The 13749-nt window shown below is 68.4% G+C and carries 14 protein-coding genes; 10 read left to right on the top strand and 4 right to left on the bottom strand.

Annotation, left to right across the window (positions count from 1 at the left end):
- The first annotated feature begins 9 nt into the window (after nt 1-9).
- The 8 genes from ACO07I_RS10195 to ACO07I_RS10160 all read left to right on the top strand — a co-directional run bounded on the left by ACO07I_RS10195 (nt 10) and on the right by ACO07I_RS10160 (nt 5705).
- Complete coding sequence (locus tag ACO07I_RS10195) at nt 10-1077, top strand: ABC transporter ATP-binding protein (RefSeq protein ID WP_422016898.1); 1068 nt, start codon at nt 10-12, stop codon at nt 1075-1077.
- 24 nt (nt 1078-1101) lie between these two features.
- Nucleotides 1102-2520: an amidase family protein gene (locus tag ACO07I_RS10190; protein WP_422016896.1), complete on the top strand. Its 1419-nt coding sequence runs from the start codon at nt 1102-1104 to the stop codon at nt 2518-2520.
- A 145-nt stretch (nt 2521-2665) separates the two neighbouring features.
- Nucleotides 2666-2956 (top strand): hypothetical protein, encoded by a 291-nt coding sequence (locus ACO07I_RS10185; RefSeq protein WP_422016894.1) that lies wholly within the window; start codon nt 2666-2668, stop codon nt 2954-2956.
- A gap of 1 nt (nt 2957) precedes the next feature.
- Nucleotides 2958-3278 carry a DUF3325 domain-containing protein gene (locus tag ACO07I_RS10180; RefSeq protein WP_422016892.1) on the top strand — a complete coding sequence of 107 codons (321 nt, stop codon included), beginning with the start codon at nt 2958-2960 and terminating at the stop codon, nt 3276-3278.
- Nucleotides 3278-4135, top strand: a complete 858-nt coding sequence (gene exbB / locus ACO07I_RS10175) for a tonB-system energizer ExbB (RefSeq protein ID WP_422016890.1) — start codon at nt 3278-3280, stop codon at nt 4133-4135. The genes ACO07I_RS10180 and exbB overlap by 1 nt, the downstream gene beginning before the upstream one ends.
- A 4-nt stretch (nt 4136-4139) precedes the next feature.
- Nucleotides 4140-4553, top strand: a complete 414-nt coding sequence (gene exbD, locus ACO07I_RS10170) for a TonB system transport protein ExbD (RefSeq protein WP_422016888.1) — start codon at nt 4140-4142, stop codon at nt 4551-4553.
- Nucleotides 4550-5293 (top strand): energy transducer TonB, encoded by a 744-nt coding sequence (locus ACO07I_RS10165; protein ID WP_422016886.1) that lies wholly within the window; start codon nt 4550-4552, stop codon nt 5291-5293. Before exbD ends, ACO07I_RS10165 begins: the two co-directional genes overlap by 4 nt.
- Nucleotides 5294-5297: 4 nt before the next feature.
- On the top strand, nt 5298-5705 hold the full coding sequence (locus ACO07I_RS10160) for a Fur family transcriptional regulator (RefSeq protein WP_422016884.1): 408 nt from the start codon (nt 5298-5300) through the stop codon (nt 5703-5705).
- Between the two features lie 3 nt (nt 5706-5708).
- Here the strand turns inward: ACO07I_RS10160 and ACO07I_RS10155 are convergent, their stop codons facing one another.
- The 3 genes from ACO07I_RS10155 to ACO07I_RS10145 are packed head-to-tail and all read right to left on the bottom strand — an operon-like array spanning nt 5709 to nt 10357.
- Nucleotides 5709-6893 (bottom strand): MFS transporter, encoded by a 1185-nt coding sequence (locus ACO07I_RS10155; RefSeq protein ID WP_422016882.1) that lies wholly within the window; start codon nt 6891-6893, stop codon nt 5709-5711.
- Nucleotides 6890-8008: an S-methyl-5-thioribose-1-phosphate isomerase gene (gene mtnA, locus ACO07I_RS10150; RefSeq protein ID WP_422016880.1), complete on the bottom strand. Its 1119-nt coding sequence runs from the start codon at nt 8006-8008 to the stop codon at nt 6890-6892. The genes ACO07I_RS10155 and mtnA overlap by 4 nt, the downstream gene beginning before the upstream one ends.
- 9 nt (nt 8009-8017) lie before the next feature.
- Nucleotides 8018-10357: a transketolase gene (locus ACO07I_RS10145; protein ID WP_422016878.1), complete on the bottom strand. Its 2340-nt coding sequence runs from the start codon at nt 10355-10357 to the stop codon at nt 8018-8020.
- 100 nt (nt 10358-10457) lie between these two features.
- On the opposite strand from ACO07I_RS10145, the gene ACO07I_RS10140 reads away from it, so the two are divergent.
- The gene (locus tag ACO07I_RS10140) at nt 10458-10931 is read left to right on the top strand and encodes an Lrp/AsnC family transcriptional regulator (protein ID WP_422016876.1); all 474 of its coding nucleotides are present in this window, start codon (nt 10458-10460) and stop codon (nt 10929-10931) included.
- Between the two features lie 110 nt (nt 10932-11041).
- On the opposite strand, the gene ACO07I_RS10135 is transcribed toward ACO07I_RS10140, so the two are convergent.
- Complete coding sequence (locus ACO07I_RS10135) at nt 11042-11950, bottom strand: PhzF family phenazine biosynthesis protein (RefSeq protein ID WP_422016874.1); 909 nt, start codon at nt 11948-11950, stop codon at nt 11042-11044.
- A gap of 36 nt (nt 11951-11986) precedes the next feature.
- On the opposite strand from ACO07I_RS10135, the gene ACO07I_RS10130 reads away from it, so the two are divergent.
- Nucleotides 11987-13660 (top strand): AMP-binding protein, encoded by a 1674-nt coding sequence (locus ACO07I_RS10130; protein ID WP_422016872.1) that lies wholly within the window; start codon nt 11987-11989, stop codon nt 13658-13660.
- The last annotated feature ends 89 nt before the right edge of the window (nt 13661-13749 follow it).

Raw genomic sequence — 13749 nt, 5'->3', positions numbered from 1 at the left:
GAGCATTCCTTGGCCACCGTCGACATACGCAAAGTCGAGAAGTCCTACGGACCCGCGAAGGTCCTGCACGGCATCGACCTCGAGATCCGGCATGGCGAGTTCGCCGTCATCCTGGGGCCGAGCGGCTGCGGGAAGTCCACGCTCCTGCGCATGATCGCGGGCCTGGAGGAAATCACCGGCGGCGAGATCGCGATCGACGGACGCGTGGTCAACCGGCTCGAGCCGCGCGAGCGCGACATCGCCATGGTGTTCCAGAACTACGCGCTCTATCCGCACATGAGCGTGGCCGAGAACATGTCCTATTCGCTGCGGATCGCGCATGCGTCCAAGGCGACCATCCGCGACAAGGTGGCGGGCGTCGCCGGTATTCTGGGCATCGGCGACTTCCTCGGCCGCAAGCCCACGCAGTTGAGCGGCGGCCAGCGCCAGCGGGTCGCCATGGGCCGCGCCATCATCCGCGAGCCCAAGGTCTTCCTGTTCGACGAGCCGCTCTCGAACCTCGACGCCAAGCTGCGCCACCAGATGCGCACCGAGCTGAAGCGCCTGCATCTCAGGCTCGACGCCACCTCGATCCTGGTGACGCACGACCAGGTCGAGGCCATGTCGCTCGCCAACCGCCTGATCGTGATGAACGCCGGCCGGGTCGAGCAGGTGGGTTCGCCGGGCGAGGTCTATGCGCGGCCGGCCACCCTGTTCGTGGCCGGCTTCATCGGCTCGCTGCCCATGAACTTCTTCGACGGCACGGTGGCGCGTGACGGCCAATCGATCGTCCTCTCCGGTGGCGCGTCGGTCGCGGGCGGTGGTGAGCGGATCGGCCCGTCGGGGCAGGAGGTCGTGGTCGGTGTCAGGCCCGACGCCCTCACCCTGGCGCCGCCGCAGGCCGGCGGCCTCGGCGGCCGGGTCGAGCTGGTCGAGGATCTGGGCAGCGTGAAGCTGGTTCATCTCGACGACGGGCGTGGCGGATTTGTCGTGGCGGTGCCGCCGGACACGGAACTGGGCGAGGCCACGCAACAGGGCGCGACCGTGCGCGGCAAGGACATGCACGTGTTCGACGCGAGGTCGGGCCAGCGGCTCTAGGAAAGCAGGATCAGGAGGAAGACGATGGAACTGCGTCAGTACGCAGGCCTGAGCGCGGTCGAGATGGCGCGTCTCGTGCGGCAGGGCGAGGTCTCGCCGGTGGAACTGGTCCAATCCTCGCTGAATGCGATCGAGGAGACCGAGGCCCGGGTGAATGCCTACAGCGCCATCTTCGCCGAGGGTGCCAAGGCGCGGGCGGTGACTTTGGAGAAGGAGGCGCGTGCCGGGTCCTTGCGCGGTCCTTTCCACGGGGTGCCGGTCGCCATCAAGGATCTGTTCCTGGTCGAGGGTTACAAGACGCAGCGCGGCTCGAACCTCTACGTCGATTCGGTCGCGACCGAGACGGCGCCGTCGGTCGAGCGTCTCCTCGCGGCTGGCGCGGTCATGGTCGGCAAGACGACGACGCCGGAGTTGGGCTGGAAGGCGGCGTCCAACTCACCGCTCTACGGCGTAACGCGCAATCCCTGGGATGTTTCCAGGACCGCCGGCGGTTCGAGCTCGGGTTCGGCCGTCGCCGTGGCCGATGGCACGGTACCCTTGACCCTGGGCTCCGACGGCGGCGGCTCGATGCGGGTGCCTGCCTCGTTCTGCGGCATCTTCTCGCTAAAGCCGACGCTTGCGCGCGTGCCGACCTATCCGCTCAGCCCGACCGAGCATCTGTCGCATGCCGGTCCCATGACCAACGGCGTCGAGGACTATGCGCTGGCGCTCGACGTGCTGCAGGGACCGGATGCGCGCGACCCGCAGTCGCTGCCGCCGGCAGGCCTTTCCTATCACGCGACGTTGGGCCATCTGCCGAAGCTCCGCTGCGTACTCGCGCCGACCCTGTTCGGCGCTTCCGTGGATCCAGCCATCGCGGCGGTGATCGCCGAGGCCTTCGGCGCGATCGCGGCGCATCTGCCAGTCGAGATCGTCGACACGAAGCTCGACTGGCCCGATCCCATCGACATCTTCGATGCGCTCTGGGTGGCGCGCGGCGCGCTCTATGGCGGCATGAAGCCCGAAGACGTGGCGCGGATCGATCCGGGATTTGCCCGCATGGTGGCACGGTCGGCGTCGATTCGGTTGGAGGACCATTTCCGGACCCTGCAGGCGCGGGCCGCCTTCAACCGCTCGGTGGCCGAGGCGTTCGAGACGTTCGACCTGCTTGTGATGCCGATGGTGCCGATCGAACCGTTCGCGGCCGAGGCCGATGGGCCGCCGGACATGGACATGGACAAGCCGGTGCCCTGGGCGCGATGGACACCCTTCTCCTACCCCTTCAATCTGACCGGCCAGCCGGCGGCCTCCATCCCCTGCGGCTGGTCGCCGTCCGGCCTGCCGGTCGGCCTGCAGGTCATCGGGCGGCGGTTTGCAGACGATAAGGTGCTGCAGTTCTGCGCCGCCTGGGAGCGGCATTTCGATTGGCGCCGCCGCGCTCCGTCCGTCTTTGCCGGGTCCTGAGGAACAATATGCCCGCGTCGCGATAATTCGCACGCAGTGAGTCGGATAGGGCGAAAATAAACTGCGCCTGGCGGTGCGGCCGGGGAGAAAAGCGACCCTCTCGTTCGTCTTATGAATGAGAGGTAGTTGCAACGTGATTCCGTCCATGACCGGTCTTTCCATCCTTGTCCGCCTCGTCGCGGCGGTCGGGGGCGGCTACGCCGTGGCGGCAGGTCTCGCCGCGCTGGCGGCGGTCGCGCTGCCGGCGGCCGGGCTGATGGTGCGCAGCGAAGCCGTGGTCCTGGCGTCGATGCTGGCCTTTCTGGTCTATCTGGCGCTGCTGATCTGGGCATTTGCCGACCGGCGGCTGGCCCGTCTTTGTCTCGTCATGGCCGCTGCCGGGATCGCGTCCTGGGGCGGTGCCTGGGGCCTCCTGCGCCTGACCGCGGGCGGCTGAGATGGCGCCCGCTCTCCTGATCGCCCTCGCGCTCGCCTCCTATTTCGGCTTCGCCCTGCTGGCGCTCAGCCAGGACCGCCACTGGGAGCGCGCCGGCGGCGGTCGCGACTGCCCGCGGCGGCTCGTCCTGCCGCTGCGGATCGCGGGCTATGCCTTTCTGCTGGTCTCCCTCGCGCTCGCGCTGTGGCGCGACGGCCCGAGCTTCGGCTCGCTCGTCTGGGCAACGATGCTCAGCGTCGGCGCGGTTGCCGTGACCTGCACTCTCACTTGGCGCGCCAATTGGCTGCGTCCTGTCGTTCGCACTCTTCAAGGTATCGCGTAATGCTGCTGCGTCGTCTGCTGGTTCTCCTCCTGCTGTTCCCGTCGTTGGCCTGGGCTCAAGCGCCGGCCGCCCCGGAGGCCACGCCGTCGGCTGCGCCGGCGCCCGCCACAGCGCCTTCCGCCGTAGCGCCGCCCGCGGCAACGACCGCGCCCACCGATCCCGCGCTACCGGCCGCGACCGCACCGGTGCCTGCTGCCGCGGCGCCGGCCCAGGCGGTTCTGCCGAAGGACCTGTCGGTCTGGGGCATGTTCGTGGCGGCGGACTGGGTGGTGCAGGGGGTGATGATCGGGCTGGTGCTGGCCTCGGTGCTGACCTGGACGGTGTTCGTGGCCAAGAGCCTGGAACTGGCGATGGCGGTGCGGCGTCAGCGGCGCCTGCTGGCCGGGCTGGATTTGGCGGCCTCGCTCGACAAGGCGCCGGCCAGCGACCTGGTGGCGGCGGCGCAGGCCGAGCAGCGGCTGAGCGTCGACACGGTCGACGATCGCGAGGGGCTGAAGGAGCGCGTGGCCTCGCGCCTGGAGCGTCTCGAGGCGGCGACCGGCCGGCGCATGCTGAAGGGCACGGGCGTGCTGGCCACGATCGGCTCGACGGCGCCGTTCGTGGGCCTGTTCGGCACGGTGTGGGGGATCATGAACTCCTTCATCGGCATCTCGCGCTCGCAGACGACCAACCTCGCGGTGGTGGCACCGGGCATCGCCGAGGCGCTGCTGGCGACGGCGCTGGGCCTCGCCGCGGCCATTCCGGCGGTGGTGATCTACAACCACTTCTCGCGCCGCGTGACGGCCTATCGGGCGCTGGTGGGCGACACGTCGGCTGCGGTGCTGCGGCTGGTCTCGCGCGACCTGGGACGGAGGTAGCGCGATGTCGGTGAAGCTGGACCATGGCGACGACGAGCTGGCGGAGAACCACGAGATCAACGTCACGCCGTTCATCGACGTGATGCTGGTGCTGCTGATCATCTTCATGGTGGCTGCGCCGCTGGCCACCGTGGACGTGCCGGTCGACCTGCCGGTGTCGACGGCGGAGCGGCAACCGAAACCCGATACGCCGCTGTATCTGACGCTGAAGGAGGACCTGTCGTTCACGCTGAGGGATACGCCGGTGAGCCGCGAGGCACTGGCGAAGGCGCTGGACGAGGCGACGGGCGCCAAGAAGGACGAGCGCATCTTCCTGCGGGCCGACAAGGCGGTGCCCTATGGCGAGCTGATGCAGGCGATGAACGTGCTGCGGACGGCGGGCTACCTGAAGGTGGCGCTGGTCGGGCTGGAGCAATGAGGGAGGCGGCCCGCTGGATCGGCTCGTTCGCGTTCGTGCTGGCGCTGCACGCGGGTGCGATCCGGATCGCGCTGGGCTGGGTGCACGGCGAGGTGCCGTATTCGCCGCCGCCGGCGGCGATCATGCTGGAATTGGCGCCGCTGCCGGCGGCGCCCGAGGCCCTGCCGAACGAGGCGCCACCGGGGCCGGAGCTGAGCGAGGTGCTGCCCGAGCCCGAGGAACCGCCGCCGGTGGAGATGCCGCCGCCGGTGCAGGCGGAGGTGACGCTGCCCGATCCCGAGCCGCCGCCGCCGCTCGACCTCAAGCCGCCGCCGCCCAAGCCGGTGGAAAAGAAGAAGGTGGAGAAGAAGCCGCCGCAGCCCAAGGTCTCGGCCCCGCAGGCGGCACCGGAGCAGTCGAGGGTCGCAGCGGCGCCGATGCCGGGCGCCTCGGTCGAGCCGCCGTCGAACACGCTGCCGACCTGGAAGGGGCTGCTGCTGCGACACCTGGAACGGCACAAGCGCTACCCGTCGGAGGCGCAGCGGTCGCGCCACGAGGGCGTGACCTATGTGCGGTTCACGATGAGCCGCGACGGTCGCATCCTCGCGGCGCGCATCGAGCGGCCGTCGGGGCACGCCGCGCTCGACCAGGAGGGACTGGAACTGCTGCAGCGGGCGCAGCCACTGCCGCCGCTGCCCCAGGATCAGCCGGGCGAGAGCCTGGAGATCGTCGTGCCCGTGCAGTTCTTCCTCAGGAGGTGAGCGGATGGATCGGCTGGACGAGCTCTGCCGCGAGCGCGGACTGCGGCTCACCGAGCAGCGGCGCATCGTGCTGGAGGTCCTCGAGGCCGCGACCGATCATCCCTGCACCTTCGAGATCCACCGCCGCGCTTCGGCCGGCCGCCGGATCGGCGTCGCCACGGTCTATCGCGCGCTGAACAGCCTCGCATCGGCCGGGCTCGTTACCCGCCACGTCTTCCGCGACGGCAAGGCGCGCTACGAGCGCACCGGCGGCGCGCCGCATCCGCACCTGATCGACGTGGCCACGGGCGAGATCGTCGGGGTCGAAGACGACGGCGTCCTTGCGCGGCTGATCGAGGAGGAAGCCCGTCGCATGGGCTTCCGGCTCGTCGAGTTCAGGCTGAAACTGTTCGGCGAAAGACGGCCGGCCTGACCGTCACCGCACGGTGCCGCTGACGCGCACCAGCAGGATGGTGGCAATCAGGGCCACCATGGCGACCACGAAGGTGACGGCAAGCACGCCCTCGGCGCCGTAGCTGGTCATCACGGCGGCCAGCACAGGCGGAGCTGCTGCGGAGACGATGCCCTGCGGCAGGGCGAGGCGGCCGAGATAGGTGCCGAACTGGGCGCGACCGAACAGGGCGAGCGGCAGGGTCGCGCGCAGCACCGCCTTCAGGCCGTTGGCGATGCCGTAGCCAACGAGGCACACGAGCGCGATCGCGAAATTGCCGCCGGCCAGCCACGCGAGGCCGAGACCGAGCGGCAGGACGGCGGCTGCGAACAGGGCCGAGCTGCTGATCGCATAGCGGTGGCCGAACACCAGTTCGACCACGCGCACCGCCACCTGTGCCGGTCCGATCAGAGAGGCCAGCAGCAGCGCGGCTGCGGGATCGTGTCCCAGGCCGCGCAGCACGCCGATCGCGTGGACGATGAAGCCGGTGAAGATGAAGGCACCGCAGGAGAAGGAGACCGCGAGCAACAGGAAGATCTGCCGGCTTCTCTCGGAGGGCGGTGCCGGAGCCGTCGCGCCCGCGGCGGCCTGCGGGCCAGTCGGGACCCGGCCCGGCAGCGCGAGCAGATGGACCGGCGCGCAGACCAGAAGATGCATCGCGGCATAGATCAGCAGTACGCCGCGCCAGCTGACGAAGAGCTCCAGCGCCTCCGAGACCGGCCAGAACACGGTCGAGGCGAAACCGCCGACGATGGCGAGCACGGCGATGGCCTGGCGTGCGCGGGCGCCCGCGACCTGCGCCAGCGCAATGCTGGCCGGCGTATTCAGCGCCAGGGTGGAGGCGATGCCCATGGCCGCCCAGCACAGGAGATAGCTCACGAGCCCTTGCGAGAACGAGAGCGCGGCGAGCGACAGCGCGTAGACGAGGGAACCCGCCGCCATGACCGTGCGCGCGCCGGTCCGGTCGAGCAGGCGTCCGACCCAGGGCGCGAACAGGGCCCCGACGCCGAACATCACGGTGATGCCGCCGTACACGATCTCGCTCGCCAGCCCGAGGTCGCGCTCGATGTGGCGGCCCAGCACCGAGGGCATCAGGAAGGTGGTGCCCCAGCCCACGATCTGGGTGAGGCCGAGCCCGATCGTGGCCTTGGCCGCCGGCGTGACGATCACGCCGCCCGGTTCTGCTGCTCGGGGTAGAGGGAGAGAAGTCCCGCTTCGCTGGCGTCGCACACGCCGCGTTCGGTGATCAGCGCCGTCACCAGCCGGGCCGGCGTGACGTCGAAGGCCGGATTGGCGGCGCTGCTGCCTTCGGGGAGGATCTGCACGGTGGCGAGTTCGCCGGTTTCGGTGCCGTCCTTCACCAGGCGTCCCGTGATGTGCGACAGCTCGCGGGCGCTGCGTTCCTCGATCGGGATGTTGCGCACGCCATCGAGCAGCGTCCAGTCGATGGTCGTGTGGGGCAGGCCGACATAGAAGGGAATGCCGTTGTCGTGGGCGGCCAACGCCTTGAGATAGGTGCCGATCTTGTTGCAGACGTCGCCGCCGCGCGTCGTGCGGTCGGTGCCGGTGATGACGAAGTCGACCTCACCGTGCTGCATCAGGTGGCCACCGGCATTGTCGGCGATCACCGTGTGCGGCACGCCGTGCTTGCCCAGCTCCCACGCCGTCAGGCTGGCGCCTTGATTGCGGGGCCGCGTCTCGTCGACCCAGACATGGATGGGAATGCCGGCATTGTGCGCCTGGTAGATCGGCGCCATCGCCGTGCCCCAGTCGACGGTGGCCAGCCAGCCGGCGTTGCAGTGGGTGAGGGCGTTGATGCGTCCGCTCTTGTCGCGCGGTTTGAGTTTGCGGATGAGACCCAGCCCGTTCTCGCCGATGCGGCGGCTGATCTCGGCATCCTCGTCGCAGATCTCGGCAGCGCGCCGGTAGGCGGCCTCGCGGCGCTTCGCGGGCGGCAGCGGCACCAGCAGCGCGCGCTGGTCGTCGAGCGCCCAGCGCAGGTTCACCGCGGTCGGCCGCGATTCCATCAGGACCTTATAGGCGCGCGCCAGCATGGCATCGGAAGGGTCGCTCGCCATCGCGAGTGCCATGCCATAGGCCGCGGCGGCGCCGATCAGCGGTGCGCCACGCACGATCATGGTGCGGATCGCCGCCTCGGCGTCTTCCATCGTGCGCAGGTCGCGCACGACGAAGCGATGGGGCAGCAGGGTCTGGTCGATCGCCTGTACGGTCGTGCCGTCGGGGCTGAGCCAGATGGTGCGGTAGGGGGTGCCGTCTACTTTCACGCCGCCAGTTTAGACGGCGCGCGCCACCGCGTCGATTATCGCCGCCGAATCGAGCCCGTAGGTTCGATAGAGATCGGGAATGTCGCCGGACTGGCCAAACTTCTCGATGCCCAGCGGCACGACCCGCTGACCGCGCACCGACCCCAGCCACGACAGCGCCAGCGGATGGCCGTCCATGACCGTCACGATGCGCGCATCGCGCGACAAGGGGGCGAGCAGCCGCTCGACCGGGCTCGGCGAGCGGTCGACCTGACCGGTCGTGCGCCCGCGGTTCCGCTGCGCGGCGAGCCAATCGCTGTGCAGCCGATCGGGCGAGGTCAGCACCAGCAGGCCGGCGCCGGCGAAGTCGCGCGCCACGCTTTCATGGGCCGCGATCGCTTCCGGCGTCACCGCGCCCATGGCGACGATGGCCACGTCCGCGCCGTCCTCGGGCGGGGCGTACCAGTAACCGCCCGACACGATGTCGGCCTGCTGCTGCGGCGTCAGCGTGCGTTCGGGCTGGGGCAGGCTGCGCGTCGAGAGGCGCAGATAGAACGAGCCGCCATCGTCCTGCTGCATGTATTCGAAGCCGTGGCGCATCAGCACCGCCAACTCGTCGACGTAAGCCGGCTCGTAGGAAACGAGGCCGGGCTGGCCGATGCCGATCAGCGGCGTGTGGATGCTCTGATGCGCGCCGCCTTCCGGTGCGAGCGTCACGCCCGACGGTGTCGCCACCAGCATGAAGCGCGAATCCTGGTAGCAGGCATAGTTCAGCGCATCGAGACCGCGCGCGATGAAGGGATCGTAGAGCGTACCGATCGGCAGCAGGCGAGCGCCGAACAGCTGGTGACTGAGGCCGAGCGCGGCGAGCTGGATGAACAGGTTGTTCTCGGCGATGCCCAGCTCGACATGCTGGCCCTTGGGCGTCTGGCGCCACAGCTGGGCCGACACGACCTTGAGCTCGCGGAACACGTCCTCTGCTTCGGTATGGCCGAACAGGCCGCGCCGGTTCACCCAGGCGCCGAGATTGGTCGACACCGTCACGTCGGGCGAGGTCGTGACGATGTGGCGGGCGAGTTCGCCGTCTTCCGACGCGATCGCGTTGAGGATCTTGCCGAACCCTTCCTGCGTGCTCGACTTCTTGTCATTGGGCTTAGTGAGCTGCGCCGGGATGGCGACGACCGGCGCGTCCGTGCGGCGACGGCCTTCGGCGTTGAACGGTGCCGCGTCGAGGAAGGCCTGCAGATCGGTCGGCGACGCGGTGAGGCCCGCGAACTTCTCCCATTCCTGGCCGTCCGCGATGCCCATGCCCTTCTTGAAGCTCGCCATCTGGTCGAGCGTCATCAGGCCGGAATGATTGTCCTTGTGGCCGGCGAAGGGCAGGCCCTGGCCCTTGATCGTGTAGGCGATGAAGCAGGTCGGCGTGTCGTCGTTCACGCCCTCGAAGGCGTCGACCACCGCCTGCATGTCGTTGCCGGCGAGGTTGGTCATCAGCTTGTGCAGCGCCGCATCGTCATGCTGCTCAAGGATGCGGCGCACGCCCGGATACTGGTTGAGATCGCGCGTCAGCGCCTCGCGCCAGCCGGCGCCGCCCTTGAAGACCAGCGCCGAGTAGAGCGAGTTGGGGCAGGCGTCGATCCAGTCGCGCAGATGCGCGCCGTCGGGCTGCGTGAAGGCGGTCTCCAGCAGCTTGCCGTACTTCAGGGTGACGACCCGCCAGCCGACCAGCTCGAACATCTCGGCGACCCGGCCGAACAGCCGGTCGTTCACCACGCCGTCGAGGCTCTGGCGGTTGTAGTCGATCACCCACCACAGGTTCCGGACGTCGTGCTTCCAGCCTTCGAGCAGCGCTTCGAAGATATTGCCCTCGTCGAGTTCGGCGTCGCCGACCAGCGCCACCATGCGGCCGGTGGGACGCTTGCCGTCGCCGAGATTCTTCAGGCGCACATAGTCCTGCACGATCGACGAGAACAGCGTCATGGCCACGCCGAGACCGACCGAGCCGGTCGAGAAATCGACGTCGTCGACGTCCTTGGTGCGCGACGGATAGGATTGCGCACCGCCCAGCGCGCGGAAGCGTTCGAGTTTCTCGCGGGTCTGGTGGCCGAACAGGTACTGGATGGCGTGGAACACCGGCGAGGCGTGCGGCTTCACCGCGACGCGATCCTCGGGCCGCAGCACCGAGAAATAGAGCGCCGCCATGACCGTCGCCAGCGAGGCGCAGGAGGCCTGGTGGCCGCCGACCTTCAGTCCGTCGCGGTTGGGACGGATGTGGTTGGCGTGATGGATGGTCCAGGCGCTGAGCCACAGCACCTTGCGTTCCAGTTCACGGAGGAGGCGAAGACGCTGGATGGGGGCGAGGGTGGTCATGGCTATCGACATACGCCTGCTCCGCTGGAAGGTCCTTGCGTTCAGGTCGCCGGACGGGCTGTATAGGGCAGGATTTCCCTGGATTGTGGCGATTTCAGCAATGATCTCCCTGGACGCGATCGACCGGCGCATTCTCGAACGGCTGCAGCATGACGGCCGGCTCAGCAACGCCGACCTTGCCGAGCAGGTCGGGCTGTCGTCCTCGCCGTGCTGGCGGCGGGTCAAGGCGCTGGAGGAAGCGGGTGTCATCAAGGGCTATGCCGCTCAGGTCGACGCCAAGTCGGTCGGCCTGTCGGTCAACGTCTTCGTCAGCGTCTCGCTCACGACCCAGACGGAGAAAGCGCTCAAGGATTTCGAGCGCGCCGCGGCGGAACGGCCCGAGGTGATGGAGTGCTACCTGATGACCGGCGACAGCGACTACCTGCTGCGGGTCGTCGTCCCCGACCTCGAAGCCTATGAGCGCTTCGTGATGGACTTCACCAAGATCCAGGGCATCGCGCAAATCCGCAGCTCGTTCGCCCTGCGCCCCGTGAAGCAGGGCGCGGCGTTGCCGCTTGGCGTGTCTGGGCGATAGGCGACGATCTATCCATTCTTGTCATCCTGAGCGCAGCGAAGGATCTCACGCCAGCAGAGGAGTGCGATGGTCGTTCGGCTGGGTCCTTCGCAGCGCTCAGGACGACAGGATTACTCCAGCTCGATCACGCCGCTCATCATCGGCTTGCAGCGGCCGCCGATATAGGTCGCGACGACCTTGCCGTCCTTCTTCTCCGCACAGGCCTGCAGCACGCTGGGGCGGCCCATGTCGAAGCCCTGGCCGATGGTCTTCGTGAGCGTGATGTCGGCCTCGCGCCGGTGATGCGCCAGCACACCGATCAGGGCGACGTTGGCGGCGCCGGTTGCGGGATCCTCGGGGATGCCGTGCTCGGGAGCGAACATGCGAGTGTGGACGTCGATGTCGCCGTCCTTCGCCTGCACATAGAGATGGATGCCGACGAGGCGGTCGCGCGGCAGCTCGCGGGCGAAGATTTCCGCACGCGGTGCAGCGCGCTTCAGCACCTCGCGCGACTTGAGTTCGACGAACAATAACGGCGCGCCGCACGAAGCGACGCGCGGCGGGTGGACGTCGAGCTTCAGCTCGCCGGGCTTCAGCGAGCAGGCTTCCGCCACCAGCGCCGGGTCGATCTCCTCGCCGAAGCTGAGCGGCACGGGGGCGGCGAGGCGGGTGGCCACGACCGCACCGGCCTCGCGCACGATGTCCATGGGCACGAGGCCCGCTTTCTCCTCGAAGACCAGCCGGTCGCCCGACACCGGCCGGCCGTAGCTTGTGCCGGCGCGCGCCAGCACGAAGGCGGTGCCGACATTGGGATGGCCGGCGAAGGGCATCTCGGCCTTGGGCGTGAAAATGCGCACCTCGGCGGTATGGGCCGGGTCCTTGGGCGGCAGCACGAAGGTCGTCTCGGCCAGGTTGAACTCGGCCGCGATGGCCTGCATCCGTTCGCCCGACAGGCCCTGTGCGTCGGTGATGACGGCCAGCGGGTTGCCCCCGAACTGGCGGTCGGTGAAGACGTCGACGGTGACGAAATGGAGTTTCATGATTCCAAATCTGGCATGGCGCGCTAATCTCGACGCATGACCAAAGCTCAGGCCGCTCCCAAAATCTCCTACGATCACGGCGTCTCGGACAAGAAGCTGATCGGCGAGACGATCGGCGTCTTCTTCGACCGCACCGTCGAGACCCATCGCGAGCGCGAGGCGCTGGTGGTCCGCCACCAGAACGTGCGCTGGAGCTGGGGCGAACTCGGCCGCCGGGTCGACGATCTCGCCGCCGGTCTGCTGACCCTGGGGCTGGAGCGCGGCGACCGGGTCGGCATCTGGTCGCCCAACACGTCGGAATGGACCCTGGCGCAGTTCGCGACCGCCAAGGCCGGGCTCGTGCTGGTCAACGTCAATCCGGCCTACCGGCGCGCCGAGCTAGACTACGCGATGAACAAGGTCGAGTGCAAAGCGCTGATCCTGGCGCCCGCGCTCAAGACCTCGAACTATCTCGAGATCGTCGAGGATCTCGTGAAGGCGAAGAAGCTGCCGCACCTGAAGCACGTCATCCGCCTCGGGACCGAGAAGACGCCGGGCATGCTGAACTTCGACGATGTCGCGACGGCTGGCGGCAACGCGGAGAAGGCACGCATCGCCGAGCTGGCGCCCAGGCTGCAGTTCGACGACGCGATCAACATCCAGTTCACCTCGGGCACCACGGGGTTCCCCAAGGGCGCCACGCTCAGCCACCACAATATCCTGAACAACGGCTACTTCGTGGGCGAGGGGCTGAAGCTCACGCCCGAGGACCGGCTGTGCATTCCCGTGCCGCTCTATCACTGCTTCGGCATGGTGATGGGCAATCTCGGCTGCCTGACGCACGGCTCGACGATGGTCTATCCGTCCGAGGCGTTCGATCCGCTGGCGACCCTGCAGGCCGTCGCCGAGGAGCGCTGCACGGCGCTCTATGGCGTGCCCACCATGTTCATCGCCCAGCTCGACCATCCCGACTTCGCGAAGTTCGACCTCAAGAGCCTGCGCACTGGCATCATGGCCGGCTCGCCGTGCCCCATCGAGGTGATGAAGAAGGTACAGAGCCACATGCACATGGGCGAGGTCACCATCGCCTATGGCATGACCGAGACGTCGCCCGTGTCGACGCAATGCGCCACCGACGATCCGGTCGAGCGCCGGGTCTCGACCGTGGGCCAGGTGCTGCCGCACATCGAGATCAAGATCGTCGACACCGAGGGCAGGGTGGTGCCGCGCGGCGAGACCGGCGAGTTCTGCACCCGCGGCTACTCGGTGATGAAGGGCTACTGGAACGACGAGGCCAAGACCAAGGAGGCTGTCGACGAGGCCGGCTGGATGCGCACCGGCGACCTCGCGACCATGGACGAGCAGGGCTACGTCAACATCGTCGGCCGCCTCAAGGACATGATCATCCGCGGTGGCGAGAACGTCTATCCGCGCGAGATCGAAGAGTTTCTCTATCGCCACCCGAAGGTGCAGGACGTGCAGGTGATCGGCGTGCCCGACCCACGCTACGGCGAGGCGGTCTGCGCCTGGATCAAGCTCCACGCCGGCCAGACCGCGACCGACGAGGAGATCCGCACCTTCTGCCAGGGCCAGATCGCCCACTACAAGATCCCGCGCTACATCGAGTTCGTGCCCGAATTCCCGATGACCATCACCGGCAAGATCCAGAAGTTCGTGATGCGCGAACAGACGATCGAGAAGCTCGGGCTCACGGCGCAGAAGACGGCTTAAGACGTTCCGAGTGCACCGACTGTGAAACGATTGCGGGCATTCTTGTGACCCTTTGAGGGGAGGCGCAACGCGTCCGGTGGCCCGTCGTT

This window comes from Reyranella sp. (assembly GCF_965227665.1).
In the GTDB taxonomy this organism is placed as follows: domain Bacteria; phylum Pseudomonadota; class Alphaproteobacteria; order Reyranellales; family Reyranellaceae; genus Reyranella.
Note: the sequence above shows the minus strand (reverse complement) of the source record. Positions and strands in the feature narration are given on the sequence as shown.

What these genes read in the sequence shown, in the direction of transcription:
- ACO07I_RS10190 (WP_422016896.1), top strand. Translation starts at nt 1,102, where the DNA reads ATGGAACTGCGTCAGTACGCAGGCCTGAGCGCGGTCGAGATGGCGCGT.
- ACO07I_RS10185 (WP_422016894.1), top strand. Translation starts at nt 2,666, where the DNA reads ATGACCGGTCTTTCCATCCTTGTCCGCCTCGTCGCGGCGGTCGGGGGC.
- ACO07I_RS10180 (WP_422016892.1), top strand. Translation starts at nt 2,958, where the DNA reads ATGGCGCCCGCTCTCCTGATCGCCCTCGCGCTCGCCTCCTATTTCGGC.
- exbB (WP_422016890.1), top strand. Translation starts at nt 3,278, where the DNA reads ATGCTGCTGCGTCGTCTGCTGGTTCTCCTCCTGCTGTTCCCGTCGTTG.
- exbD (WP_422016888.1), top strand. Translation starts at nt 4,140, where the DNA reads ATGTCGGTGAAGCTGGACCATGGCGACGACGAGCTGGCGGAGAACCAC.
- ACO07I_RS10165 (WP_422016886.1), top strand. Translation starts at nt 4,550, where the DNA reads ATGAGGGAGGCGGCCCGCTGGATCGGCTCGTTCGCGTTCGTGCTGGCG.
- ACO07I_RS10160 (WP_422016884.1), top strand. Translation starts at nt 5,298, where the DNA reads ATGGATCGGCTGGACGAGCTCTGCCGCGAGCGCGGACTGCGGCTCACC.
- ACO07I_RS10145 (WP_422016878.1), bottom strand. Translation starts at nt 10,357, where the DNA reads ATGACCACCCTCGCCCCCATCCAGCGTCTTCGCCTCCTCCGTGAACTG.
- ACO07I_RS10140 (WP_422016876.1), top strand. Translation starts at nt 10,458, where the DNA reads ATGATCTCCCTGGACGCGATCGACCGGCGCATTCTCGAACGGCTGCAG.
- ACO07I_RS10135 (WP_422016874.1), bottom strand. Translation starts at nt 11,950, where the DNA reads ATGAAACTCCATTTCGTCACCGTCGACGTCTTCACCGACCGCCAGTTC.
- ACO07I_RS10130 (WP_422016872.1), top strand. Translation starts at nt 11,987, where the DNA reads ATGACCAAAGCTCAGGCCGCTCCCAAAATCTCCTACGATCACGGCGTC.